General features: G+C 64.6%; 24 protein-coding genes, 1 rRNA gene and 1 riboswitch. Of the genes, 10 read left to right on the top strand and 15 right to left on the bottom strand.

Annotation, left to right across the window (positions count from 1 at the left end; translation table 11 throughout):
* Window positions 1–41: 41 nt before the first annotated feature.
* On the bottom strand, window positions 42–1,211 hold the full coding sequence (locus CKW39_RS13185) for an acyl-CoA dehydrogenase family protein (RefSeq protein ID WP_095798590.1): 1,170 nt from the start codon (window positions 1,209–1,211) through the stop codon (window positions 42–44).
* A 194-nt stretch (window positions 1,212–1,405) separates the two neighbouring features.
* On the opposite strand from CKW39_RS13185, the gene CKW39_RS13180 reads away from it, so the two are divergent.
* Window positions 1,406–2,329, top strand: coding sequence for a CoA ester lyase (locus CKW39_RS13180; protein WP_095798589.1), 924 nt, complete (start codon window positions 1,406–1,408; stop codon window positions 2,327–2,329).
* Between the two features lie 190 nt (window positions 2,330–2,519).
* Here CKW39_RS13180 and CKW39_RS13175 read toward each other — a convergent pair whose 3' ends face one another.
* The 11 genes from CKW39_RS13175 to CKW39_RS13125 all read right to left on the bottom strand — a co-directional run bounded on the left by CKW39_RS13175 (window position 2,520) and on the right by CKW39_RS13125 (window position 11,922).
* Window positions 2,520–3,233, bottom strand: coding sequence for a hypothetical protein (locus CKW39_RS13175; RefSeq protein WP_095798588.1), 714 nt, complete (start codon window positions 3,231–3,233; stop codon window positions 2,520–2,522).
* A complete protein-coding gene (locus CKW39_RS13170; protein ID WP_095798587.1) occupies window positions 3,233–4,180 on the bottom strand; it encodes an ABC transporter ATP-binding protein in 948 nt (315 codons plus the stop codon). Before CKW39_RS13170 ends, CKW39_RS13175 begins: the two co-directional genes overlap by 1 nt.
* A complete protein-coding gene (locus CKW39_RS13165; protein ID WP_095798586.1) occupies window positions 4,177–4,539 on the bottom strand; it encodes a GntR family transcriptional regulator in 363 nt (120 codons plus the stop codon). The genes CKW39_RS13170 and CKW39_RS13165 overlap by 4 nt, the downstream gene beginning before the upstream one ends.
* 262 nt (window positions 4,540–4,801) lie before the next feature.
* The gene (locus CKW39_RS13160) at window positions 4,802–5,671 is read right to left on the bottom strand and encodes a prenyltransferase (protein ID WP_095798585.1); all 870 of its coding nucleotides are present in this window, start codon (window positions 5,669–5,671) and stop codon (window positions 4,802–4,804) included.
* Window positions 5,664–6,089, bottom strand: a complete 426-nt coding sequence (locus CKW39_RS13155) for a lycopene cyclase domain-containing protein (RefSeq protein ID WP_095798584.1) — start codon at window positions 6,087–6,089, stop codon at window positions 5,664–5,666. The genes CKW39_RS13160 and CKW39_RS13155 overlap by 8 nt, the downstream gene beginning before the upstream one ends.
* The gene (locus tag CKW39_RS13150; protein ID WP_095798583.1) at window positions 6,086–6,526 is read right to left on the bottom strand and encodes a lycopene cyclase domain-containing protein; all 441 of its coding nucleotides are present in this window, start codon (window positions 6,524–6,526) and stop codon (window positions 6,086–6,088) included. Before CKW39_RS13150 ends, CKW39_RS13155 begins: the two co-directional genes overlap by 4 nt.
* Window positions 6,526–8,202 carry a phytoene desaturase family protein gene (gene crtI, locus CKW39_RS13145; protein ID WP_095798582.1) on the bottom strand — a complete coding sequence of 559 codons (1,677 nt, stop codon included), beginning with the start codon at window positions 8,200–8,202 and terminating at the stop codon, window positions 6,526–6,528. Before crtI ends, CKW39_RS13150 begins: the two co-directional genes overlap by 1 nt.
* On the bottom strand, window positions 8,199–9,194 hold the full coding sequence (locus CKW39_RS13140) for a phytoene/squalene synthase family protein (protein ID WP_095798581.1): 996 nt from the start codon (window positions 9,192–9,194) through the stop codon (window positions 8,199–8,201). Before CKW39_RS13140 ends, crtI begins: the two co-directional genes overlap by 4 nt.
* Window positions 9,195–10,355 (bottom strand): polyprenyl synthetase family protein, encoded by a 1,161-nt coding sequence (locus CKW39_RS13135; protein ID WP_095798580.1) that lies wholly within the window; start codon window positions 10,353–10,355, stop codon window positions 9,195–9,197. It abuts the gene before it with no gap.
* Complete coding sequence (locus CKW39_RS13130; RefSeq protein ID WP_254049423.1) at window positions 10,352–10,816, bottom strand: MarR family winged helix-turn-helix transcriptional regulator; 465 nt, start codon at window positions 10,814–10,816, stop codon at window positions 10,352–10,354. The genes CKW39_RS13135 and CKW39_RS13130 overlap by 4 nt, the downstream gene beginning before the upstream one ends.
* A 245-nt stretch (window positions 10,817–11,061) precedes the next feature.
* The gene (locus CKW39_RS13125; RefSeq protein ID WP_095798578.1) at window positions 11,062–11,922 is read right to left on the bottom strand and encodes a fructosamine kinase family protein; all 861 of its coding nucleotides are present in this window, start codon (window positions 11,920–11,922) and stop codon (window positions 11,062–11,064) included.
* Window positions 11,923–11,980: 58 nt separating this feature from the next.
* On the opposite strand from CKW39_RS13125, the gene CKW39_RS13120 reads away from it, so the two are divergent.
* From CKW39_RS13120 to CKW39_RS13080, 9 genes are all read left to right on the top strand, one after another.
* Window positions 11,981–12,724 (top strand): SDR family NAD(P)-dependent oxidoreductase, encoded by a 744-nt coding sequence (locus CKW39_RS13120; protein WP_095798577.1) that lies wholly within the window; start codon window positions 11,981–11,983, stop codon window positions 12,722–12,724.
* A 121-nt stretch (window positions 12,725–12,845) separates the two neighbouring features.
* On the top strand, window positions 12,846–13,817 hold the full coding sequence (locus tag CKW39_RS13115) for an SDR family NAD(P)-dependent oxidoreductase (RefSeq protein ID WP_095798576.1): 972 nt from the start codon (window positions 12,846–12,848) through the stop codon (window positions 13,815–13,817).
* Between the two features lie 65 nt (window positions 13,818–13,882).
* Window positions 13,883–14,000: riboswitch (SAM riboswitch) on the top strand.
* A gap of 42 nt (window positions 14,001–14,042) precedes the next feature.
* A complete protein-coding gene (locus tag CKW39_RS13110) occupies window positions 14,043–15,038 on the top strand; it encodes a methylenetetrahydrofolate reductase (RefSeq protein ID WP_095798575.1) in 996 nt (331 codons plus the stop codon).
* A gap of 131 nt (window positions 15,039–15,169) precedes the next feature.
* Window positions 15,170–17,620 (top strand): 5-methyltetrahydropteroyltriglutamate--homocysteine S-methyltransferase, encoded by a 2,451-nt coding sequence (metE, locus tag CKW39_RS13105; protein WP_095798574.1) that lies wholly within the window; start codon window positions 15,170–15,172, stop codon window positions 17,618–17,620.
* Window positions 17,617–18,993: an aminotransferase class I/II-fold pyridoxal phosphate-dependent enzyme gene (locus CKW39_RS13100; protein WP_158222953.1), complete on the top strand. Its 1,377-nt coding sequence runs from the start codon at window positions 17,617–17,619 to the stop codon at window positions 18,991–18,993. The genes metE and CKW39_RS13100 overlap by 4 nt, the downstream gene beginning before the upstream one ends.
* A complete protein-coding gene (locus tag CKW39_RS13095; protein ID WP_095798572.1) occupies window positions 18,980–20,185 on the top strand; it encodes a cystathionine gamma-synthase in 1,206 nt (401 codons plus the stop codon). Before CKW39_RS13100 ends, CKW39_RS13095 begins: the two co-directional genes overlap by 14 nt.
* Complete coding sequence (locus CKW39_RS13090; protein ID WP_095798571.1) at window positions 20,182–21,540, top strand: acyl-CoA dehydrogenase family protein; 1,359 nt, start codon at window positions 20,182–20,184, stop codon at window positions 21,538–21,540. Before CKW39_RS13095 ends, CKW39_RS13090 begins: the two co-directional genes overlap by 4 nt.
* Window positions 21,537–22,754: an acyl-CoA dehydrogenase family protein gene (locus CKW39_RS13085; protein ID WP_095798570.1), complete on the top strand. Its 1,218-nt coding sequence runs from the start codon at window positions 21,537–21,539 to the stop codon at window positions 22,752–22,754. The genes CKW39_RS13090 and CKW39_RS13085 overlap by 4 nt, the downstream gene beginning before the upstream one ends.
* Window positions 22,755–22,819: 65 nt before the next feature.
* Complete coding sequence (locus CKW39_RS13080) at window positions 22,820–24,220, top strand: NtaA/DmoA family FMN-dependent monooxygenase (RefSeq protein WP_095798569.1); 1,401 nt, start codon at window positions 22,820–22,822, stop codon at window positions 24,218–24,220.
* A 91-nt stretch (window positions 24,221–24,311) separates the two neighbouring features.
* On the opposite strand, the gene CKW39_RS15825 is transcribed toward CKW39_RS13080, so the two are convergent.
* The 3 genes from CKW39_RS15825 to rrf all read right to left on the bottom strand — a co-directional run bounded on the left by CKW39_RS15825 (window position 24,312) and on the right by rrf (window position 25,653).
* Complete coding sequence (locus CKW39_RS15825; RefSeq protein WP_254049422.1) at window positions 24,312–24,878, bottom strand: VOC family protein; 567 nt, start codon at window positions 24,876–24,878, stop codon at window positions 24,312–24,314.
* Between the two features lie 15 nt (window positions 24,879–24,893).
* A complete protein-coding gene (locus CKW39_RS15820) occupies window positions 24,894–25,211 on the bottom strand; it encodes a VOC family protein (RefSeq protein ID WP_254049421.1) in 318 nt (105 codons plus the stop codon).
* 325 nt (window positions 25,212–25,536) lie between these two features.
* A 5S ribosomal RNA gene (gene rrf, locus CKW39_RS13070) occupies window positions 25,537–25,653 on the bottom strand.
* Window positions 25,654–25,656: the final 3 nt, after the last annotated feature.

Genomic DNA, 25,656 nt, shown 5'->3' with positions numbered 1-25,656 from the left:
GAGTCTCCTTTCACATCTCAAGAAATTGAAGGGCTCCGCGCTCAGTAGGAGCGAGGCATGCTCAGAACCTTGGTGCCGATGAACGCCTTGATCATGTTGTTGTTCACGGGAGCCACCTGGTACATGCGGTTCTCGCGGAACTTCCGCTCCACGTCGTACTGGTCCACAAAGCCGTAACCGCCGTACGTGTTGAGACACACGTTGGCAGCCTCCCACGCGGTCTCGCTCGCGAGGTACTTGGCCATGTTGGCCTCCGCACCGCAGGGCTCGTTGGCGTCGGCCAGCTCGCAGGCCTCCCAGCGAATGGCATCCGCGCCACGCAGCTTCATGTACGCCTCCGTGATGGGGAACTGCACACCCTGGTTGGCGCCGATGGGACGACCGAACACCTCGCGGCTCTTGGCGTAGTCCACGGCCTTGTCGATGAACCAGTAACCGTCACCGATGGCCTCGGCGGCCAGCAGGATGCGTTCCATGTTCCAGCCGTCGATCACGTAGCGGAAGCCCTTACCCACTTCGCCGACCACTGCGGAGGAGGGCACACGCAGGCCTTCGTAGAAGATCTGGTTGGTGGCGTAGTTGAACATGGTGCGCACCTTGACCGGGCGCAGCGCGTCCGGCTGCTCGGCACGCACCTGGCGCAGATCAACCAGGAACAACGTCAAGCCGGCGCTGCGGTCCGCCGCGTCCTTGTCCGCCGTGCGGGTCAGGACGAGCAGGAGATCGGACTCATCGATGCGGCTGGTCCAGTTCTTGTGGCCGGTGATGACCCAGTCGTCGCCGTCCTTGACGGCGCGGGTCTGGATGCTGGAGGTGTCCGATCCGGCTGCTTCTTCGGTGATGGAGAAGGCCTGCAGACGCAGGGAGCCATCCGCAATGGACGGCAGGTACTCCTTCTTCTGCCACTCGGAACCATGGTTGAGCACGGCCTTCATCGTGTACAGCTGGGCGTGGCACGCGGCGGCGTGACCACCGGAGCGGTTGATCTCCTCCATGATGATGGACGCCTCGGAGATGCCCAGACCCAGTCCCCCGTACTCTTCCGGGATCAGCGCGGCCAGCAGTCGCTTCTGGGTGATTCCGTCCACGAACTCCTGGGGGTAGGAACGCTCCAGGTCTTTGGCTCGCCAATATTCGTTGCCGAAGTCGGCGCAGAAATCGCGCACGGTCTGTCGGAGTTCTGCTTGCCGTTCAGTGTCCTTGTGAACCACGCCGGGCTCCCTTCACAGTGTCAGTCGCGCTCCAATGGGTGATTCAAACCACACGCCATCGCGAGTAATGTTCAATATATTGCAGTACTGCGGTGAGCTTTTCAACCCCCTGCCTGAGATTTCAGGTCACATATTTCCGCACAGATGCCGCGGGAACTCTGGCAGTAGTAGCTCTCCTGTGCGAATATATTTTCATGACCTCAACGGAACAGCACGAGATTCTGAGTACCCGCACGGCGTTGTTCGCCCCGCTCACGCGCCCCGATCGCGTCCACAAGGCGCTAGCCGCCAGTCCCGCGATCGCGGATTTGGAGGACGCTGTGGGCCCGGACGACAAGGACTCCGCACGCGACAACCTCGCCGACCTCATCGGAGACGTCACGCCGGGTCGGCTCACCGTGCGCATCAACGACATCGCGACCGAGGTGGGCCAGGCCGACGTCGCCGAACTCGCTCGTTGCCTCGAGGCCACTCGCGGCTCGGCCGGGAGCAAGGCGGAAGGAGAGCTCGGGCAGACCACCGGCGAGACACCCCCCGCTGGACGAGAGAACGGAACTTCCATTGCCCCGTTCGCGGTGATGATTCCCAAGGCCGAATCCGCGGGACAGGTCATGAAGGTTGCCGAGCAGCTTCCGGACATTCCCATCGTGGCGCTGGTCGAAACCGCCCGAGGCGTCGCCAACACCACCGAGCTAGCCACGTGCACCCCGGTGGTCCGATTGACACTCGGTGCACTGGATCTCGCCGTGGATCTCGGCTGTGAACCGCAGGGTGCGGCGATGTCCTTGGCGCGAGCCAATGTGGTGCTGAGTTCCCGGCTGGGCAATTTGCCTGCACCGTTGGACTCTCCCGAACCGGACGTACGCAATGCAGAGGCCACGGAGGGTGCCGCCCAGCGTGCGATGACCGATGGCTTCGGCGGAATGCTGTGCCTGCACCCGACCCAGGCACAGATCATTGCGAAGGCCTATCTCCCCAGCGAGGCGGACGTCGAATGGGCCAAGGAAGTTCTCGCCGTGGCCGACGGCGTCGGAACCGTGGGCGGTCAGATGGTCGACCGCCCCGTAAAACTGCGAGCCGAGCGCATTCTCAAGGACGCCGAGCAGGCCGCCTCCTAGCCGCGCGAGCCCGCCGGAACGTCTCACCGGCAACCCCACAGGCCCGATCGCCATTTGATGACGCCTTACTGCAGGGTAGGGCACCTTACCGTGCAGTAAGGCGGCACGAAATGGTTCCCACACACATGCCGACGCCGCCCGCCCCGGTGGGGAGCGAGCGGCGTCGGCGGGTGCGTGGCTGGGGTTGCGGCTAGATCTCCGCGAACCGCACCACGGTACGGCTGGCGATAGCCGCGATCACCGTGACGATTGCGAGACCCAGCGGGATGGTCCAGCGTCCGAGTTCGCCCACGAGGTCAACCCAGAAGTCCGGCCAGGCCACGACCGCCGCAATCAGTCCGAGCAGCAAAAGCACCACTGCCACTACCGAGACCACAGTCCAAATGACACCAGCCGCACGGTAGATGCCGCCGAAACCCATTCCCGCAAACAAGCTCATGAGGCACATGAGGAACAGGGAGATAGCGACGATCAGCGGATTGCCGTTGTCCATGGCCGTGACGGTCAAGTAGCTGACGCCCACGCCGTATCCGGTCGCGGATTCAATGGCCAGCAGCACGAGGCCCACCGCCACGACCACGAGTGAAGTGATCACGAACCCCAGGGCCGTTCCGGCCCAGAAGTTATGGCGGGTACTGCCGAACGCCAATGAGCCGGCGAAACCACGATTGGCGGTCAGTGCACCGTGGGAGATCAAGAAGCCCGGGATCGCCCAGAAGATGGCCTGGTTGTACTTGAAGCCATCACTGACCTCTGGCGGCAGCGGCAGGCCTGTGCGAATGCCAATGATGAGAGCGATGATGATCATGATGACGGCCACCATCAGCAGGATTGCCGGAGCAATCACGAACGAGTTGACCCTGTTCGTCAGGTAGAGCGCAAGGTTTCTGCGTACGTACTGCATTACAAGCTCCTTTCCGCATTGTCCGCCCCGCGCATACCGCGTGCGGCTACGAGTTCCTGCAAGGTGACCGGCTCGACCGAAACGTTGACCTCATCGGCCCTACGGTGGTCGTCGTCAGTAGCGGTGCCATCCACCGTGATCGAGAGGATGTTGCCCAATCGGTGTTCGCGGAGAATCTGGCGATCACCGGCCAGGTCACGAACCACGGACTCAAGGCCTCGCAGTACGAACGCACTGTCCCTGGCCTGATCGATGTCCGCGTCCACCGTGACCCGTCCGTCCTCGAGCATCACCACGTTTTCGAGCAGGTCGGAGACCTCGTCAATCAGGTGCGTCGAGAGAATGACCGTGCGCGGGTGCTCGGCCATGGCTCGGGCGAACTCCTCGTAGAACAGCGCACGGTGACCGGGGTCCAGGCCCAGGTACGGCTCGTCCATGAAGGTATACGGCGCCCGAGCTGCCAACCCGATCACGATGACCAACGCACTGCGCTGACCACGTGAAAGCTTCACGGCACGCGTGCCCATGGGCAGGTGGAACCGAGAGGCCAACCGCTCGGCAAGCTCCGCGTCCCAGTTGGGGTAGAACGTGGGCAGGATGCGCAGCAACGATGCCGGGGTGTCGTCGTCGTGGAACTTCTGGTCCTCATGAATGAAACACGTGCGTTCCAGGATCTTGGCATTTTCCCGCGGATCCTGGCCATCGATGAGGATTTCACCCGAACTGCGGAACTTGTGATTCAGAATCACCGACATCAGCGTGGTCTTACCCACGCCGTTCGAGCCGAGCAGTCCGTGTACACGATTGGGTGCGAACTCCACGGTGATGTCCTTCAGCACGTGCTTCTTGCCGAACGACTTGTTGAGGCTTCGAATCTGGATGCCCTGTTGACCCGTGTCCCACGGAGCACCCGTTCGATGATCTGCCTGTGGAGCTTGGGAACTCATGGTGTGTCCTTTCTAATGAGCGCAACCATGTCGTCGAGGGACAAACCCAGTCGCTGTGCCTCGGCCACTGCCGGGCGAATGAAGTCTTCGTCGAACGCCTTGCGGCGTTCCTCGCGCAAAATTTCGGGACCGTTGGCATCCACGAACGTTCCTATTCCACGACGCCGCACCAGGACTCCCTGGTCGACCAACCGTCCCAGTGCCTTCCCCGCCGTTGCGGGGTTGATGCGGTAGAACGCCGCTAGCTCGTTGGTGGAGGGCACAGCCGAGTCCACCGGGTAGTTGCCCTGGAGGATGTCGTCCGCAATCTGGTCAGCCAGGACCATGAAGATCGGGCGACCATCTTGTCTCGGTGTCATGACACCTCCTCTGGTTGTTTGGTTCCTTACTCCACTAATTAACCACTTAACCGATGAGCCGTCAAGAGCTGGGGGCGAGCGGGTTCGAGGGGGCGGCGAGAAAGGTCGCGGGACCGATGAGGGGCAGAACCAAATGATCCCGCCTTACTGCACGGTAGGCGGGTCTACCGTGCAGTAAGACGGGATGAAATGGGTGTGAGTAGGCACCGGGCCGGACAACCATGCCAACAGCTTCAGCGCCGGCCGAGGTGGCGCCCCAGAGCTACCGGACTGCGACCCACCAAATGAGCAGCATGGTCACGAAGAAACCGGTGAGGTAGTTCAGCCACAGGAACGTCTTCCACCCGGCGTTGGCCCGTCCGGAATCGGCGTCCGTGACGGAGCGGAAGCGGAGCACGTTCACCAGGTACGGCACCGCGAGCAGCGCGGCCAGCTGACCTGGCCAGTCGGTCAGGAGCATCAACAAGCCAGCGCCGGCATACAGCGCGGCGGACACCCACACCGTGGGTCGGGCACCGAGCACCGTGGCCACAGAGGCCAGCCCGCCGTCACGATCCGGAACCACATCCTGCACGGCCCCGAACATCTGCGAGGCCATACCCCACAGGAAGAACCCGGCCAGCAGTGCCCACAGCCCCAGCGTGAAATCCGCGCCCGCGAGCACCAGTCCGTAGACCGCCGGCGAGACGAAGTGCGTGGATGAGGTCACGGCGTCCAGAAACGGCTTTTCCTTGAACCGCAGTCCCGCCCACGAGTACGCCACCACCGCGAACAGGGACACCGCGAGCACCGCGATCGACCGCGGATTCCCGGTGACAACGGCCCAGCCCAGCAGGACCAGCACGAACGGGACCGGCACCAAGCAGGACGCGAGTAGCACCGAGCGCCGTGCAGACCTGTCCACGACTGCACCTTCTACGCCGCCCTTGCGGGGATTGCGGAGGTCCGATTCGTAGTCGAACACGTCGTTGATGCCGTACATCGCCAGGTTATAAGGCACCAGAAAGAACACGGTTCCGAGCACCACAAGCCACCATGGCAGTCCCCCGGTCAGCAAGACAGCTGCGGTGAACGGATAGGCGGTGTTGACCCAGCTCAGCGGCCGGGATGCCCAGAACAGTTTGCTAATCACGCGTCTCCCGCGGGTTGTCGGTGTGAGTGCTAGCAGCTGCACCCTGAGTGGACTGGCCACGCTGAGCACGGTTTCGGCCTGAATCATGGGATCGCCCCTGCGCGCGCTGCGAGGCATTCACCCGGCCGCCCAACAGCAGCCACAGCCCCGGCAGCAGGATTACCCCGGCCAACGGGTAGGCGAAGTCTTCGAGCGGGGCCAGGCCCACCTGCACACCGGAGATGTTCTGGTCCGTATAGGTCATGATTCCGGCGGCGATCATGAGGTTGTCGAACACGGCGGTGAGGACGAACAGCAGCACGGTCGAGACGCCCAAGGCACCCCAGAAGAGCGGTCCGGGCCTACGCAACACCACAGCCACGATCAGCACCAGGACAGCAAGGCCCAGAAAAATGAAGTTCACATCCCAGTAGGTCACGGCCGGTCCCCTGTGAGTGCGCGCGGTCCCCCGCCGGAGGAGGTACCATCCGCTGCGGAAGCCCCCGAGCGCCGTCGTTGGTCCAAAGTGCCATCGGCAGAAGAACCGCGCGACGTACCGGCCCGCGAGCGCAACCAGCGCCAGAGCACGGGTGCACCCAGGATGTAGATCATGGTCTGGTAGCAGAGGAACGCCAGGAAGAAGACCTCCTCTAGAGGCAATTCGGGAGCCACGAAGATCCCCAGCGTGAGCGAATTCTCCCCGTGCCAGAACAACCCGTTGATGATGCCCACCACGTCCCACGCGAGGAAGAACAGCACGCCCACGATCAGCACGATCCAGGCTCGCATGGGCGCCCCGGACCAGAAGTAGAGCTTCCAGCGGCGATCGATCAGGGTGAAACAGCCGATGAACACGAGCAACATCAACAGGTACATCAGTCGGTGCGCTCCCCTGGGTGGGCAATGTGGGTAGCGGGCCGGGAGGGTGAGCCCACGGCCGGGTCTGGATCAGACCCGGCCGCGGTGTTCGCCGCAGATTTTTCCCCGGGGGCAGCCTCCCTCACTGCATCAAGTACTACTTCGGACGAGATGAGGCACATAGGTACCCCGATTCCCGGCCGCACGGACGATCCCGCGTAGTACAGCCCCTTGATTCCCCTGTCGCTCACACCTGGCCGGAACAAAGCCGATTGGGTGAGCGTATGCCCGGGGCCAAGCAGAGATCCGCGCCACGCGTTCACGTTGGACACGAAATCAGCGGGACCATAGGTTCTGCGTACCTCGATCCGCTCTGCCAGGTCTTCAATGCCTGCCCATCGGGCGAGTTGGGCCACGGCGGCATCTGCCACCTTTTCGACCTGCAGTGAACCCGGTTGGTTCATCTCGGCCGTGTGGATCCCTCCTCGTCCCCATTCGGGCACGGCGGGCGACGGAACCAGAATGAACAGGTTCTCGTCGCCGTCCGGGGCGGACCCCGGGTCGGTAGCGGACGTCATGCACACGTACATGGATGTCTCGTCCGCAAGTTCTTTGCCCTCCGCGATGCGCGCGAAGTTGTCCAGCCAATCCGCCGTGAACAGCAGATTGTGATGGACCAGTTCGGGCAGCTTTCCGCGCACGCCCAGGCACACGAGCACCCCGGAGGGTCCCGGGTCTCGGCGCTTCCAACGCGATTCGGGCGCACGGAACGGCTGCGGGAGCAATTCAGTTTGTAGGTGGTGCAGATCGGTCGCGCCGACGACGACGCTCGCGGCCTCCCGCTCCTGCGTCCCGTCCTCGAGGCGGTAACGCACGCCGGTGACGGCGCCGCGGCGTCGGCCCAGTCGAGGCGGGAATTGGCCGGAGGAGCTCACGTCGATGCCGGTGACCGTGGCACCGGTGACGATCTCCACTCCGGCCTCCCGCACGAGGCGTTCCATGGCGTCCACGAGTGCGGCGAAACCGCCCTGCGGGTACTGCACGCCGTCCGTGAGGTCCAGGTGGCTCATCAGGTGGTACATGGCCGGGGCCGAATCCGGGGCGGCGCCCAGGAAGACCGCGGGGTAACCCAGGATCTGGCGCTCACGCGGGTCCGGGAATCGCTTGGCGATGTAGCCCTCCATCGAGTCGCTCAGAAGCGCACCCAACCGGGGCAGGTTCTTGAGCACCTCGGGGGTCATGAGCTCGAGGGGCTTGGTGAAGTTCGTGTAGAGGAAGTACTTCTTGGCCAGCTCGTAGACCTCGGCGCCGGACTCGAGGTAGCGCTGCAAGGCCTTGCCGGAGCCCGGGTCCAGTTGTTCGAAGAGCTCCCCCGCTTCCCCGGACACCACGTCCACGGGTTCGGAATCCAGGTGCCGTTCGAAGAACGTGCGGTAACCGGGGGTGAGCTGACGCAGGTCCAGTTCCTGGTCCGCACCGGAACCCATGAGGCGGAACCAGCGGTCGATGACTTCGGGCATGAGGTACCAGCTGGGACCCGTGTCGAACCGGAATCCCTGCGCGGACCAGCGACCCGAGCGCCCGCCCAGGGTCTCCTGTTGCTCGAGGAGCACAACGTCATGGCCGTCCTTGGCCAGCAGACCGGCCGTGGCCAGGCCCGCGAACCCGCCGCCGATCACCACCGTGCGGCTCATGAGACACCTCGCGATCCCGAGCAGGAACCCGCGTGCGGATCATTGACGGAACCGGGACGCGAACCGGCGCCTGCAGCAACGCCCTCATCGGAGCGCGGCACACTGCGAGATCCTGCGAGCACTCGCGCGGCAATCCGAGCCTTGACCGCAGTGGGCACGCTGATGCGCTGCTGCGTCAACTCGGCCGCGGGAACGGCGGCGATCCTGCGGGCAAGTTCGTGGAAGAGACCGTGGGCCAACAGCACCGCACGGCGAGCGCGCCGGTCGAGGGCGAGAATGCCGGGCACAGCGGCGTCGAGATCCGCGTGCAGATCCGCGAGCAAAAGGCCCTTCTCAGCCTCGCCAAAATCGGCAGGGTCGGTGTCGGGGAAGTAGGTGCGACCCAGCTGATCGTGATCCGCACCCAGGTCGCGGAGGAAGTTGATCTTCTGGAAGGCAGCGCCCAGCCTGCGCGCGGTGGCGCGTAGCATCTCGCGCTGTTCGGGGGTGTCCGCGCGGGTCCCGGGCAGGTCCATGAACACCTCGAGGCACATGAGACCGATGACTTCCGCGGAACCGTAAATGTAGGTTTCCAGCGACTCAGGGTCGTGTTCGGCCACCTCGAGGTCAGCGCGCATCGAGGCGAAGAACGGCACAGTGAGTTCGCTGCCGAAGCCGTGGCGGCGAGCGACGTCCGCGAACGCATGGACCACCAAGTTGGTCGAGAACCCGCTGGTCAAGGCCTGTTCCACCTCACCCTCGAACTCATCGAGAGCCGCGCGCACCGGACCGGTTTCGAGCCCTGCCGCAGAGGCCGTACCGTCCACCACTTCGTCAGCCACACGCACCAGGGCATAGATGCTGGAGATGTCCCGGCGGCACTCGCGGGGCAGGGTGCGGCACGCCCATGAGAACGACGTGGAGTAGCGCCCGATGACCTGCCCGGCCGCGGCTGCGGCGGTGCGGGTGTACAGCGGGAGAGGGGTGCTGGGAGGCGTGACGACTCGGCTCATTTACTTCCTCCGATGCAGCACGTAGTGGCAAATGGAATTGAGCTCGGCCCGTTCCGCGTCGGGCAGGGGCAGTTGATCCAGGGCGTCCTCGGCCTGGGCCACGAGTTCAGTGGCGAGTTCCACCGCACTGGTTTCCGCGCCCGCGTCCGCGAGGGCCGTTTTCACCTGGGCAACTGAGGCGCGCCCGGCCGCGAAATCCGCAAGTACCTGGCGAGCACGGCCATCTTTCATCCCGTGGGCGGTGAGCACGGTTGCTTTGCCCTCGCGCAGGTCCGCTTCGGTGGACTTGCCCGTGATCCGAGGATCACCAAAGGTCCCCAGAATGTCGTCCACCACCTGGTAGGCCACCCCGATGCGCGAACCCGCATGGGCGAGCCGAGCGGCGTCGTCCTGGTTCGCGCCGGCCAGCAAGGCCCCGGCCCTGAGCGGCGCCTCGAACGAGTAATTGGCGGTCTTGAGCCGTTCCATATTAAGGATGTCCTGCACAACGGGGTGTTGGCTGCCAAAGCGATGCATCGAGAGCAGCACATCATCCAGCTCGCCCGCCGCCGAGGCCGTCACGGCGTCGAACACCACGGCAGCTACGGGCTGCAGCCGGGCCGGATCCGCCGTACACGTGGTCGCCAGCCGCAACGCACCGGTCAGCAAGAGGTCACCGCCGATGATCGCGGCGGCCTCGCCCAGGTGCTGAGCTTCGTTCGACGGCGCGCCCACGTTCTGCGCGTCCCTGCGGTAGAGCTCCCCCACTGTGGGGCGGCCACGCCGAACGGGATCACGGTCCACCACGTCGTCGTGCACCAGAAGTGCGGCGTGCAGCAACTCGAACGAGGCGGCCAACCGCACGCAGTCCGGATCTGGGATATTGCGTGTCTCACCGCGCATGATTGGCTCGGTGCGTCCGGCGAAGGCGCGCCAGGCCAGGTGGGTCAGGCGCGGGCGCAGAAGTTTCCCGCCGGTGACCTGTTCGCGGACGCGCAAGCGCAGCATGGGAAAACCGGGGCTTTGTGTGACCGAATCCCTGAGCCCCTCGAAGTACGAGTCCAGCTCGTTGGCGACCGCCTCGCGGAAGGCGTGCCAGGCGTGGTCGCCGGACACGGCTGCGTCGTCCCGAAGGGGCGCGGTGCCAGTGTGTTGAGGCTGCGTGAGCCGTGAGAACGTCATGACTGCTCCTCACTCGCTCCGTAGGTCTCCCCGATATCCAGCGTGCCCTGCTCCTGGACGGGTCGCCCCTTGAGCTCGTCCCGATTGGACTCGAGGCAGGAGGCCGTGCCGGTGAGGAACTGCAGAACGGCGTCTCGGCCATGCTGATCGAGTTTTTTCAATTCGTCCTCGACCATGTTCATCATCGGGTGGACATGCTCCATGGTCTTGGCGCGAGAGGCGTCGACGGCTCTGATGATCGTGCGGCGCCGGTCCTCGGGATGGGGTTCTCGTACGGCATGACCCGCACTGACCAGCCGGTCCACCACGGCCGTGGCCGCGGCGCTCGTGATGTGGAGTGCCCGAGCCAACTCCGAGGGCCCCATGGGTTCGCGCATCAAGATGGCCATGGCCGCGTAGTCGGTCTCCTTGAGTCCCATGATCCTGCGGACCTGATAACCGATCTCCTCGTTAAGCTGCACAACTCTTCGCAGTAGTCGGCTTTGAGGGCTGACAAAATCGGGCCTCAACCGCGGCTCAGCCATCAACAACCTCAAATTTTTTAGTAGTTAGAAAAGTTGATAACCATGATGCTTGAAGAACCTGGGAGGTGTCCAACTAGTGTCGACGACGGGCGCTAAGCCATCTGATAGCGATTTACTGAAAAGTAACCATCCATACCGTGCAGTAAGACGTCATGACATGGCACCGGGTCCCCACGAGCGCTTCAGCGGAGCTGTTTGAGGGCCCTCATGACGGAGTTGCCGTAGCCACCTCCGAAACGGATTGCGTGCACCAACAACGGGGGCAACTGATACCAGGGCACGCGCTCTTGCCAGCCGCCGGCCAGGGGGTAGACCTCGTCGTAGGCGTTGAAGCAGTCCTCGCCGAAACCGCCGAACAGCAGCATCATCGCCAGGTCGTATTCGCGGTGCCCATAGAACGAGGACGGGTCGATCAGCCAGTTGTGGCCGCTCGAATCGACCACGCGGTTGCCCGCCCACAGGTCGCCGTGGAGCAGGCTGGGTGGCTCGGCCGGCCCGGCAAGTTCGGCCGCGCGCGGTGCCAGGTCAGCCAGCAGGTCCGACGCCGCCGGGTCAAGATGTCCCGAGTCGATGGCCGTGCGCAGCAACGGTTCGATGCGGCGGTGCAACAGGAAATCGGCCCAGTTGTCGGTGGGTGAGAGATCCACCGGGAAGGATCCGATGCGCTGGGGCAGCTCAGGGTCCAGCCCGCCGAAATGCGGTGCGTCGGCACGGTGGATCTGCGCCAGGCCACTACCGCATTCCGCCTCGATCGCGGCGCCGCCCGCGCCATAGGATTCGTCGATCCATTCCAGGACCAGTCCCTGGTCGGTCACGCGGATGACCCGCGGCACCGAGAGCTCGGGCGGTGCCGCCGATCGGAGAGCTTCCAGTCCCGCAGCTTCCAGCTCCAACACACCGGCTGGCGCATCGAGCATGGTCTTGGCGAACAGTTGCCCATCAGAGGTGTCCAGACGATAGGCGGCGGCGGTATCACCCCCGCTCAGCGACTGCACACCGGTGACATCGAGATCGGCAAGGAGGTCTTCAGGCAACTGATCCATGTTTCCTCTCTACACCATTCTGGACGGTGCTCACAGGGTCTTTTTCTAGGCTGAACACATGCAACTACAGGACAAAGTGGTCATTGTGACGGGCGGAGCATCGGGTATCGGGGGCGCGCTGAGCCGAGTGCTCGCACGCCGGGGTGCGAGCGTCGTCGCCGTGGATATCAACGAAGAAGCAGGCCAACAGCTGGAGTCGGAACTGGGCGAGAGCGTGGTCTTCGTGGCGGGTGATGTGTCGCTCGAGGAAACCGCGCAGACCGCGGTACGGACCGCCGTCGAACGCTTCGGACACCTGGATGCCCTGGTCAACAACGCGCACGCATCCAAGCAGGCCATGTTCCTGGACCTGGACGGGGACGCCTGGGAGCTGTCCTTCAACACGGGACTGCGTGCCACGCGGCAGTTCATGAAGGCCGCGCATTCCGAGCTCGCCAAGCAGGGCGGTTCGGTCGTGAACTTCGGATCCGGATCCGCGGTGAGCGGGCAGCCGACGCAGGCCGCCTACGCATCGGCCAAGGAAGCAATCCGCGGCCTCACGCGCGTGGTCGCCAACGAGTGGGCTGGAGACAACATTCGCATCAACGCTGTGATGCCCATTGCGCTGACCGAGGGCGTGGCCAAGTGGAAGGAAGCCTTCCCGGAGATGTATCAGAAGTCGCTCAGCCACATTCCGCTGGGCCGCTTCGGCGACCCGCAGGAAGACGTCGCGCCGCTGGTGGCCTTCCTCATTTCCGACGACGCTCGCTTCATCACCGGCCAGGCGATCGCCGTGGACGGCGGGGCCACCAAGCTCTACTGAGCCCTAACGACAGACCCTCGAGGCGTCTGCGGCGGCCCGTTCTCGCGCCGCCGCAGACGCTTTTTCAAGAAACATCTGTCACGGAACCTCCGACAACCACCGGACCGGGGATACTCGAAGCATGGCCCCCGACCAGCCCCCTGTCCCCGCCGAGCAACGTGCCACCGACACCGCCCCCGTGGTGATCACGGGCGCCACATCGGGACTGGGTCGCGAGACCGCCCGGACACTGGCGAAGCAGGGGTTTCCCCTGATTCTGGCTGTCCGAGACGTGGCCGGGGCACGCGAACAAGCGGACGCGCTGTCAGCCAACGGCACCTCCGTAGACGTCCGACATCTAGACCTTGCCGACCTGTCCAGCGTGAAGTCCTTCAGCAAGGATCTCCTCGCGGACGACATCATTCCCCAAGCCATTATCTGCAACGCCGGGGTCCAAACCTTCGACCGGATGCGACGTTCCGCGGACCGGTTCGAGCTGACTATGGCCACCAACGTGATGGGCCACGTGATACTGCTTGAGCCGCTCTTGAAACGCATGGCGCCCGGTTCCAGGGTCATCACGCTGGGTAGCCAAACTCACCGCGGCGGACTTCGTGCCTTCGGATTTCCCGGTGCACGCTGGTCGAGTATGGACGAACTCTTGAGCCCTCCGGATCCCGACCCCAACGCCAGGGACAACGGTCTAGTGCGCTACTCGACCTCCAAACTCGCGTGCATCGCCATGGCCTACGAGATCGACCAAACGTGGCGGAATCGTGGCGTGAGGGCCGCAAGTTTCGACCCCGGCCTCATGCCGGACACCGGCCTGGCTCGCAACTACCCCCGCGTCGTGCAGAAGATTTACTCGACACTGGCACCCTTGATCGCTCGGATTCCCGGCGCCAATCTGGTCAAGACCTCTGCCGAAAACCTCGCGTGGCTGGCTACCTCCCCAGACGCGGAACTGCTCATGGGCCACTACGTGGCGGGCCGGAAGCCCCGCGCCAGCTCCCCCTTGAGTTATACCCCTGACCTGCGGCAAGACGTTTGGCAGACGAGTCTTGAACGCGCCGGGGCGGCTCTAAAGAACGGCCCCAAGGAACGGCCCGACTGAACCGATCCACTTCACGCGTGTGACTTGCGCCGCCAAAACCGTGTGCTAGTGTCTCTCGCAACAAGGATCATGAGTCCCGGTGTGAAGCTCTGGCTAACCGGGCGGCAACCCTCCAGCACGTAGCGGGGTGCCCCAGATGAGGATCCGGCCGCCGCGCAACCGCACGGCGAGCAAGTACGGCGCACGGAGAAACCTCCGGCGTCCTGAACCGCCGGAGGTATTTTTATGCCCGCCCTGTCCACTCCCCAGATCTCGGAGCAGACCGTCACCACGGGGCCGCCCACGGGAACGTCGTGGTTGGTGCGCAGGCCGCGCCGCGAATCCTTGATCTCGTTCGAGGTGTTCCCGCCGCACCCCACTCGCGATCCCGAGGCCGTGTGGCGCAACATCGACACCATGGCCGCGGCCGGCCCGGATTTCTTCTCGGTCACCCACGGTCACTCCGGCACGAACGGGGTGTCCCGCGAAACGCTGCGGCACCTGCTCAAACAGACCAAGACCCCCGCCGTAGCCCACCTGACCTGCGGTGGCACCGATCGCGCGGGTCTGGAGCGCGCCGTCGAAGATTTGCTTGACGACGGCGTTCGCGACCTTCTCGCACTGCGCGGCGATCCGCCCGTGGGTGGTGGCGAGTGGGTCACCCACCCGGGTGGTTTCGACCGCGCTTCCCAACTGGTCGAGTTGATCCGCGAGGTCGAGGAGCGGAAGTTCGGCGCCTGCGAGCGCCCCGGAAAGCGCCCCGTCTCGGTTTCGGTGGCCTGCTATCCCGTGGCCGCGAAGGGCCGCGATTTCGAAGCGGACCTCGCCGCCCTGTGGGACAAGCAGCAAGCCGGCGCCGACTACGCGATCACCCAGGTGCTCTACGACGCCCAGGACTACGTGCGGTTCCTGGAACGTGCGCGTTCGGAGGGTATCCACATTCCGATCATCGCCGGTCTGGTGCCACTGACTGATATCAAGCGCCTGGGCCGAATGACCGAGCTGACCGGCGTTCCGATCCCCGAGCGGATCACCAAATTCTTGGACACCGATCACCCCGGTGAACTGCGCCGCAGGGGCATTGCGGCAACGCTCACCTTGATCGATGAGCTGCTGGACTTCGGTTGCCCGGGTCTGCACTTGTTCACGTTCAACCGGCCGGACGCCCCGCTGGCCATCCTTGATCATCTCCGGGTGCGCGATGCCGCCCGCGAGTTCCGTGGGAGCTCGTCGGCGGCCTGACCGCCGCCCGTCAGTGGCCGCACCACGGTCACGGCAGCACCCGCATTTCCCTTCCGACAGAACCTTCTGGCAACGGTCACAGTGACCGGGGCTTCCCAAAACACACCCTTTTACCCTCAGGAGCACCCCAAATGACTGCTATTTCCAAGACTTCGTTCCCCGCCGCGACCATCCTGGGCTACCCCCGGATCGGCCCCAACCGTGAACTCAAGAAGGCCCTGGAGGCCTACTGGTCCAAGCCCGCGGAGAACCCCGCGCAGTCCGTTCTGGACACGCTCGCCCAGTTGCGCGAGCGGACCGTCCGCCACCTCAGCGACCTCGGTCTCACCGACGACGCCGCTATCCCTGCAGACACGTTCGCCGTGGACCAGACCCTGGACACCGTCCTGGCCCTGGGCGCGGTTCCGGCCCGGTTCCGCGCGGACGGTTTCCGCCCCGCAGCCCCGGACACCCCGCAGGGCATCGAGCTGATCACCGCGCTGTCCCGTGGAACGGATCGCCTGGAGCCGCTGGAGATGACCAAATGGTTCGACACCAACTACCACTACTACGTTCCCGAGATCGGTCCGGACACCCCGCTGTCCGCGCACCCGGAGAGCCTGATCGAACGCTTCGTGACCGCCCGTGACACCACCGGGGCGATCACCCGCCCGGTGCTGGTTGGCCCCGTGACCCTATTGCTGCTGGCCCGCCCGGAAACCACGGACGCTCCGGGCACCCAGCCGTTCGATCGTCTCAATGACGTGGTGGATCTCTACATCCAGTTGCTCACCGCGCTCAAGGATGCGGGCATTCCGTGGGTCGAGCTGGATGAGCACGCCCTGGCGGCAGAAGGCTGGGGCGTCCCTCGCGACACCATCATCGAGGCCCTGACCAAGGCTTATACCCGCCTCAGCTACCCGTCCGACCGCCCCGACCTTCTGGTCGCCGTGGGCTACGGGGATGCGGGTGAAGACGCTCAGCGGGCTCTGGCCACCACCGACATCGAGGCCCTGGCCATCGATCTGGACCGCGGTGCTGAACCCGGGGCGGCCGCGCTCGAGGCGTGGGGCGAGCGCCCGCTCGTGGGCGGCGTCGTCGGCGGTCGTACCGTGTGGCGCACCGATCTGGAGAAGGCTTCGGAAACCCTGGGCCGGCTCAAGGATGCCGCGCGCGGCCCCGTGACCGTGGGCACCGCGACCCCGTTGCTGCACGTCCCGCACGATGTGGAGCGAGAAACCGCCCTCGACCCGGACGTCAAGGAATGGGTGGCATTCGCCGATCAGAAGGTCGCCGAGGTCGTGACGCTGTCCCGCGGGTTGACCGAAGGCTGGTCCACCGTGGCCGCCGAGCTCGGCAAGGACGCGCAGATTCGTTCCCGCCGCGCCGCTCACCCGGCCACCAACCGCAAGGAAGTGCGCGACCGCACCGCGGCTGTGCAGCAGCAGGACCGCGAGCGCGCCTCCGCGGACGAGCGCCGCACCGCGCAGGCTCAGCGACTGAACCTCCCGCCCCTGCCCACCACGACCATCGGCTCGTTCCCGCAGACCCCGGGCATCCGCACCACGCGCGCCGATTTCCGCGCCGGCCGCATCGACCAGGCGCAGTACACCGAGAAGATCCGGGCCGAAATTGCCCAGACCGTGCGCAAGCAGGAAGAGCTCGGCCTTGACGTGCTGGTGCACGGCGAGCCCGAGCGCAATGACATGGTGCAGTACTTCGCCGAGGGTCTGGACGGCTTCGTGACCACCCAGCACGGGTGGGTGCAGTCCTACGGTTCGCGCTGCACGCGTCCGTCCATCCTGTTCGGCGACGTCTCCCGCCCGGCCCCCATCACGGTGGACTGGACCGGTTACGCGGCATCGCTGACGGACCGCCCGGTCAAGGGCATGCTGACCGGTCCCGTCACGATTCTGGCGTGGTCCTTCGTCCGCGACGACGCCCCGGCTCGCGAGGTCGCCGATCAGGTCGCCCTGGCGTTGCGCGATGAGATCACGGACCTCGAGGCCGCCGGAACCGCCGTCATCCAGGTGGACGAGCCCGCGCTACGCGAGCTGCTGCCGCTCAAGTTGGCCGACCGGCCGGACTACCTGGACTGGTCCGTCGGTGCGTTCCGCCTGGCCACCGGTGGTGCGCAGACCGCAACCCAGATCCACACCCACCTGTGCTACTCCGAGTTCGAGACCGTGCTGGACGCGATCGACGGCCTGGACGCTGACGTCACCACGCTGGAGGCCTCGCGTTCGGGTTCGGGCATCGTGGACGGTCTGGCCGCCGGCGACTTCCCGCGTGACGTGGGCCCCGGCGTGTGGGACATCCACTCCCCGCGCGTGCCCACCTTCGACGAGGTCGCCCAGCGCGTGCGCCACGCCGCCCAGGAAATCGGGGCAGACCGCGTGTGGGTCAATCCCGACTGCGGCTTGAAGACCCGCGGCTGGCCCGAGACCGAGGCCGCCCTCGATCGCCTCGTGGCCGCCGCCGTCACCGTGCGTGCCGAGCTGGCCAATGATTCCACCCACGACGACGCCGCGTCCGCACCCACCGCCGCCCAACCCACCCCCGCCGAGACCCTCGCTCGCGCATCCGAAGGGAGCCTCCTGTGACCGAGCAGACCAAACCCGCACCCCTGGGTAGCCCCATTGTGGCGCCCATCCATCACAGTGCGGCGTACGCGTTCAATACCCTGGCAGATGCTCGCGCGGTCTTCGCGCAACGCGCTGCCGGCTACACCTACGCTCGCACCGGCAACCCGAACGTCACGGCGCTGGAGAGCGCGGTGACCAAGCTGGAACGGGCCGAGTGCGCCGTGGCCACCTCGTCCGGTCAGGCCGCGGTGACCCTGGCGTTGCTCGCGCTGACCGGGCCGGTCAACGGGCACGTGGTGGCGTCGTCGCACTTGTACGGCGGCACCGTGGATCTACTCACGGACACCCTGGCCGAGACGGGATTGACCGTGACCTTCGCCGATCCGCGGTACCCGGAGCAATGGGAAGCCGCGGTCACGCCGGAGACCCGGGTGTTCTTCCTGGAGTCGATTGCCAACCCGCTCGCGGACCTTCCGGAGTTGGACGCCATCGCGGACATCGCCCACCGCAACGGTGCCGTGGTGATCGTGGACAACACCGTGGCCACGCCGCACTTGTTCACCCCCGGTGAGCACGGGGCTGACCTGGTGATTCACTCGGCCACCAAGTACCTGTCCGGTCACGGCGGCCCACTGGGCGGTCTGTTGGTGGACACCGGCAACTTCGACCCGAGCGAAGATCCGGAGCGGTGGCCGTGGCTCACCACCCCGCATCCCCGCTGGGGCGATCGCTCCCCCGTGGAGATCTACGGCGCCAAGCGCGCGTTGTTGGGTGTGGCCCGCTGCAAGTACCTCAACGACCTGGGCCCGTGCATGACCGCCATTACCGCGCACGAGATCCTGCAGGGAATCTCCACGCTGGGAGTGCGCGTGGAGAGGCAGTCGGCCACGGCGGCGTCGTTGGCGGCGACCCTGAACCGGCACCCGGCCGTGGCTCGCGTCCACCACCCGCATTTCGGTGGCGCGCGGCAGGAAGAGCTGTACGCCCAGGGCGGGTATCGCGGTACCGGCGGGGTGTTCTCCGTGGACCTGAACGGCACCCCCGAGCAGGTCGAGCAAGTCGTGAACTCGCTGCGTCTCATCAAGCTCGCCGCCAACATCGGTGACGTGCGCACCCTGGTGGCCCACCCGGCCAGCATGACGCACTGCCGCCTGACGCCCGAGCAGTTCGAGGCCAGCGGCATCACCGAGCAGACCTTGCGGTTCACCGTGGGGCTCGAAGACGTCGCGGACATCACCGCGGACCTGTTCCAGGCGCTGTCCGTGATTGCCGATGCCACCGAGCCGCCGGCCGCGTGGGAACGATTGTCCAACGCCGCTCGGGCCACCGCCGAGTGGGTCCACCGCGATCCCAACTACCCGTCGAAGGATTCTTTCCATGACCGTCACTGATTTCTCCCTCCCCGGCCTGGCCACGCGCGCCATTCACGCCGGTCAGGAACCCGACGCGACCACCGGCGCCGTGGTCCCGCCCATTTACCAGACGTCCACGTTCGTGCAGGACGGCGTCAACGAGTTCCGCACCGGCGGTTACGAATACAGCCGCGGTTCCAACCCCACGCGCAGCGGTTTCGAGGAGCAACTCGCGGCTGTGGAGTGCGGCACCCGCGCCTTTGCGTTCGCGTCCGGAATGGCCGCCGAGGACGCGCTGCTGCGCGCCGTCCTCAAACCCGGCGATCACATCGTGTTGGCCGCGGACGTCTACGGCGGCACGTTCCGCCTGGTCGATCAGGTGCTGTCCAAGTGGGGCGTGACGCACAGTTTCGTTCCGTCCGCTTCCGCCGACGACGCCTCCGCAACCGTTCGCGCCGGCGAGACCAAGGTGCTCTGGTTGGAAACGCCATCCAACCCGTTGTTACGTCTTGCGGACATCGCTGCATGGTCCCAGGTCGCCGACGCCGCCGGCGCACTTCTGGTGGTCGACAACACCTTTGCCTCCCCCGCCCTGCAGAACCCGCTGACCCTGGGTGCCCACGCTGTGGTGCATTCGACCACCAAGTACATCGGCGGACACTCGGACGTGCTGGGTGGTGCCGTAGTGGTGGGCAACACCGAGTGGAACGGTCAGCCGTTGAGCGAACTGATCGGGTTCCAACAGTTCGCTGGTGGCGCGGTGGCAGGCCCGTTCGACTCCTTCCTGGCCGCGCGCGGGTTGAAGACCCTGCCGTTGCGCATGGAGCGGCACTGCTCCAACGCCCTGGAGATCGCGCGCTGGCTGCGTTCACGCGAGGACGTGGTGGAAGTTTTCTACCCCGGTCTCGAGGAACACCCCGGCCACGACCTGGCCACGCTGACCCTGAACGGTGGCTACGGCGGGATCATCTCGTTCCGGCCCCGCGGTGGCGAGGCCGCGGCCCACACGTTCGTGAAGTCCACCCGGCTGTACAACCTGTCCGTGAGCCTGGGTGGCGTGGAGTCACTGACCTGCGTACCCCACAACATGACCCACGGTTCCCGTGTGGGTACCCCGCACGAAGTTCCCAAGGACCTGGTGCGCCTGTCCGTGGGCATCGAGGACCTGCAGGATCATTTGGCGGACCTGGATCAGGCGTTGGCTGCGGCTGCGCGGGAGAGGCAGTCATGACTATCACCGCGAATGTCCGCTCCGATGCGGCTGCCGGAAAAGATTCCACAGCACGCACGGGCACGGCCCCTGACACCGCTGACACCGACGAAGACCGTTTTTCAGTTCCACCCACCATTCAGGAGCTCCGGTCGCATTTCGCCCCGGTCTTCGAACAGATTGCGCAGGACGCGCTGGAACGTGAGCGGAACCGTGAACTGGGCCATGGCGCCGTCGAGCTGCTGAGAGAGTCGGGGTTCACCAAGGTACGGCTGCCCCGCGAACTGGGTGGATTCGGAGCGAGCCTTGATCAGCTCCTGGATCTGTTGATCGATCTGGCCGCTGCAGACTCCAACCTGCCGCAGGCCCTGCACGGGCACTACATGTTCACTGAAGTCCATCAGCACCAGTCTCAGGGTGAGGTTTCGGACTGGTGGTTGTCCGAGGTGGCCGCGGGCAAGGTGTTCGCGAACGCCCTGGTCGAGCTGCCGCCTGCCACGGGAGCGCGTCCGGTGGTGATCACACCTCGCGACGGCAATGTGTCTCGTGGCGCGGTTGTTTCCGGTGACAAGTTCTACTCCACCGGTTCGTTGTTTGCGGATTACATCCTGGTGCTCGGCAAGCAGCCGGGCTCCGAGAACGATACATACGTGGTGGTGAATACCCGCGATCCCGGCGTGGAATTGATTGATGACTGGAACGGTATCGGACAGAAGCTCACGGCCTCCGGCACCACCAAATTTCACGACGCTGCCGTGGATGCGGAACGCGCCATGACACTTGCCGTTCCGACCGGGCCCCTCGGTTTCCCGTTCCTGTGGTTGATCCTGGCCGCGACACACGCCGGTATCGCTCGCGGGGCGCTGAACGACGCCGCCGCATACGTTGCCGGGCGACGACGCACCTACGTTCACGGCTCGGGTGAACTGCCATCTGAGGATCCGTTGGTTCAAAACGTCGTGGGGTCCATCTCCGCCAAGGCCTCTGCCGCGCGACACGTTGTCTTGGGCGCGGCCCGCGAATTGGAGGAGGCCTTGCGGGCCACCCGTGACGTGGATTCGCTGGAGGACCCCGCGTTCCTGGATGCCTATGCGGCTGCTTCCGTATCGGCTTCCGAAGCTTCCGTCGCAGCTGCGGAGCTCTCTCTCGAGGCGGCCAACCTGCTGTTCGAAACGGGCGGAGCGTCGTCATTGCTGACCGACAAGCAATTGGACCGGCACTGGCGTAACGCTCGCGTGCTGGCTAGCCACACCCCGGGTAGCTACCGGCTCAAGTCCATTGGCGATTTTCGCATCAACGGCACCGTGCCGCCGCTGTCCGCGCGCGTGCGCAATTCCGATACCGCCTCCACGTCCTCGGAAGGGGAAACCAAATGACCGTGACCCTTGACGAGACCTCTCGCCTGGCCGACGTACGCTCCCAGTTGGCGCCCGTCTTCACGCAGATTGCCGATGGGGCCGCCCAGCGCGAAGCCAACCGCCTCATCGACCACCATTCGGTGGAGGCTCTGAGGAATGCCGGGTACACCCGATTGCGCGTGCCCGAAGAATTCGGGGGACTCGGGCTGAGCTTTGCAGAAACTGCCCCGTTCATCGTGGGGTTGGGTGAAGCCGATTCCAACCTGGCTCAAGCGCTGCGGGCACACACGATCTTTATCGAAGGTGTGCTGAGCCATCCGGATCCCGAGTACCGGTCACTGTGGTTGAACCGCATCGGTTCCGGCGCCGTGGTGGGCAACGCCGTCACGGAAATCAACAACGCGGTTGGTGCTTCAACCACGGTGCTCACCTCCCTGCCTAGCGGGGAACTGCGGCTCAACGGCACCAAGTTCTACTCCACCGGATCACTGTATGCGGACTGGGTTCTCGTGGCAGCTGTGGATGAGGACGGTAATGACCTGGGGCTCGCGGTCCCCTCTGACGCCGACGGCGTCACGATGGTCGATGATTGGGACGGCTTCGGCCAGAAACTCACGGCCTCGGGTACCACCACGTTCGACAACGTTCTGGTCGACCCCGCTGAAGTGGGGCCAGGCTTGGACAACGGTGGTCGACTGGCCACCGGGCAGGCGTCCTGGCAGTATCTTCATTTGGCCACGTTGACGGGAATCGGCAGGGCGATCCAACGGGACGTGGCCGAGTACGTGCGCGGGCGGCGTCGTTCCTTCAGCCACGGCGGCGCGGAACTTCCGCGCGAGGACCCCCAGGTTCTGCAGACCGTGGGAGAGGTCGCGAGTTCAGTCTTTGCGGCCCAGGCGGCGTTCGATGCCGTGGTTCCGCTATTGGGCGGTTTACTCGCGAAGGACCAAGCCGGGCAAGAAATCACCGAAGCGGAATCCGATGAACTTTACGTCGCCGTGTACTCGGCCCAGCAGGTGATCGCCAAGAACGTGCTCGATGCCGCCACCCACCTGTTCGAAGTAGGCGGAGCTTCTGCGACGAGCGAGGCCAAAAGACTCGACCGGCACTGGCGCAACGCACGCGTCCTGGCCAACCATAATCCGTTGATTTATCGCGCCCGCTACATCGGTGACTGGTTCGTGAACGGAACCGGCCCGGGGCGTCATTACCGAGTGGGCAGCACCGCTTAGACCACCAACCGGCTGTCCGCCCCTGCCGATCCAACCCGCTGACCGCGTTCGAGAGGAACTTCCCCATGACCCGTAAACCCCTGCGTTTCAACGCCTTTGTCATGAACACCAACAGCCACATCCACCACGGCCAATGGCAGCGCCCCGAAGCACAACAAACCGAGTTCACCGACGTGAACACTTGGATCAATGTGGCCCGACTTCTGGAGGATGCCAAGTTCGACGCCATGTTCTTCGCGGACGTGGTCGGCCATTACGGTGACGCTGATTCCTCCTACGAGGAGTACGTGAAACAGGGCCTGCAGATCCCGTCCAACGATCCCACCGTGCTGCTGGGAGCACTAGCAGTGGTGACCGAACACATCGGCCTGGCCACGACGTCCAATGTTTTTCAATCGCATCCGTTCCAATTCGCTCGTCAAATGGCCACCCTCGATCACATGTCCAACGGGCGTATCGCGTGGAACATCGTGACCGGCACGCAGGACAATGGCGCCCGCAACTTTGGACTGCCGCAACTCACCGATCACGCGGAACGGTACGCGTGGGCGGACGAGTACGTGGATGTTCTCTACAAACTGTTGGAGGGATCCTGGGATGATGATGCGATTCTCAAGGATCGCGAGGGCTTCCGGTACTCGGACTACTCCAAGGTGCACAAGATCTACCACGAAGGTCAGCGGTACCAGGTCGAAGGGCCATTGCTATCCGCGCCCTCGCCCCAGCGGACACCGGTGTTGTACCAGGCCGGTTCGTCAGCGTCCGGTCGCGACTTCGCCGCTCGAAATGCGGAAGCCACCTTCATCATCGCCCCGTCCATCCGCACCGCCGAGGGCCTCATCAAGGGCACCCGCGAACGGGCTGTCCGTCACGGAAGGGATGCTCACGACATCGCCTTCTTCCAAGGCATGAGCTTTGTCATTGGTTCCACCGAGGAAGAGGCTCGGGCAAAAGAGAAGATCATCGACGAGAACGTCTCGCTCGAGGGCTACGCCGCTCACGCTGCCGTCGTGGACCGGGACGGCCGTGTATATCCGCCGGAAACTCCCCTCTCCGAGGTGGAGACCAATACCGTGCGTGGATTCCTGGAACTCGCGAAGAAAGAAATCACGGATAGCGAGCCTCTGGTTGCGGATCTGGCGTGGAACCGAGCTAAGGCCAACCGCGTGGTGGGCACGCCGGAGCAGATCGCGGATGAGCTCGAACGCTGGCAGGACATCGGGGTGGATGGCATCAACGTCATGAACTGGGTCATCCCTGACTCGTTCCAGGACTTCTCGGATCACGTGATGCCGGTGCTGCGTGATCGAGGCCTGGCTCAGTCCGAGTACGCCCCGGGCACACTGCGGAAGAAACTTTTTGGCCACGACCGGTTGCCTGATACGCATCCCGCGGCCAAGTACCGTGGCGCGTTCGCGAACTCGGAACGTGACCCGCAAGGGCAGTTGACCGGGGCCAGCATCTAAGCGTCCCGGACAACATGAGGCCCGCCCACCTGAACATCATCGGGTGGGCGGGCCTCAAGCATGCTGCGGGGGTGACGCTAGAGGGGAGCGGCTACGAACCCCGCAGGCCAGCGATGTCGAGCTTCTTCATCTCCAGCATTCGCTCGAAAGCCCCCGGCTGTTTCATCAGCTCGTCCATGTCAGCCGGCGCGATCTGCCAGCTCACTCCGAACTGATCCATGCACCAGCCGCATTGTTCAGCTCCGGGCACTACCGAAAGCGCCTCCCACAATCGGTCAATCTCTTCCTGGTCCTTGCAATTGACCATCAGAGATACACCGGGAGTGAAGCTGAAGTCCTGTTCCACCCCGGAATCCATTGCCGAGAACCATTGGCCCTCCAGCGTGAAGTCCGAGTACATGACACTGCCGGCGGTCGCCGGGCCGGTTTGGTCCCCGTAGGGAACCAAGTGACCGAGGGCCGAGTCATTGAAGGTCGCGATGTAGTAATTCGCCGCCTCGTGGGCGCGGTTCTGTGCCTGGCCACCGAACATCAGCGACGGCGTCAGGAACGGACGAGGCTCCCCGTCGGGATTCGTCAACATGAGCTGCCAGCTCACCCCGTAGCGGTCCTGCACCCATCCGTAGTACTTGCTGAAGGGGTACTCATCGAGCGGCATCAGTACGGTGCCACCCTAGGACAGCCAATCCCACACGCCTTTCAAAGTCGCCTTGACGTTGTCGTCGCGTGACGGGTCAAAGTTGAGCAGGAATGAAATCGCGGAGTTCGGCTTGAACTCTTCCCCCGCATTGATCAGGAGGACTTGGTAACCGTCGATCTCGAGGACAGCCGTCAGAAGTTCGCCGGCAAAGTCCTTCTGGAAGTCGAGGAGCCCTTCCGTCGGGTAATGGGACGTATCTCCAACGCGTGTGTTCGGGAGAGCGTGTTCGTAGAACTCGACGCCCTCGGCCGCGTTGCCCTGGAACCAAAGGTTGGGCACGATCTTTTGCATGGGATCCTCCTTGGAGCCCGTGGCTCACCGAGAGGATGACGGTCAGCTGGGCGATGCGTCCCAGTATCCGCCCCCTCTACTGCATGGGCAACGGACAAATGGGCGTCAACTCTTAAACAGCGGAAGCCATGGGCGGCATCCGCGTTGCCACGGGACTGCTATCCCCAGCTTCAGTCATACCAGTTAAAAACAGAAAGGGCTGGTTGGGGAATCTCTTCACGGAGATTCCCCAACCAACCCTGACATACGCCGCCCTCAACGGGCGGTGTTAAATGCGTTGAGGGGATACACACCCGTGGGTGTGTATCCCCTCAACTGACGTTAATTTCGGCGGTGACTTACTCTCCCACACCCTCCCGAGTGCAGTACCATCAGCGCTGTGGGTCTTAGCTTCCGGGTTCGAGATGGGACCGGGCGTTTCCCCCACGCTATAACCACCGAAAAC

Source organism: Kocuria sp. WRN011, assembly GCF_002295155.1.
GTDB lineage: Bacteria > Actinomycetota > Actinomycetes > Actinomycetales > Micrococcaceae > Kocuria > Kocuria carniphila.
This window is presented reverse-complemented; position numbering and strand designations above follow the sequence as displayed.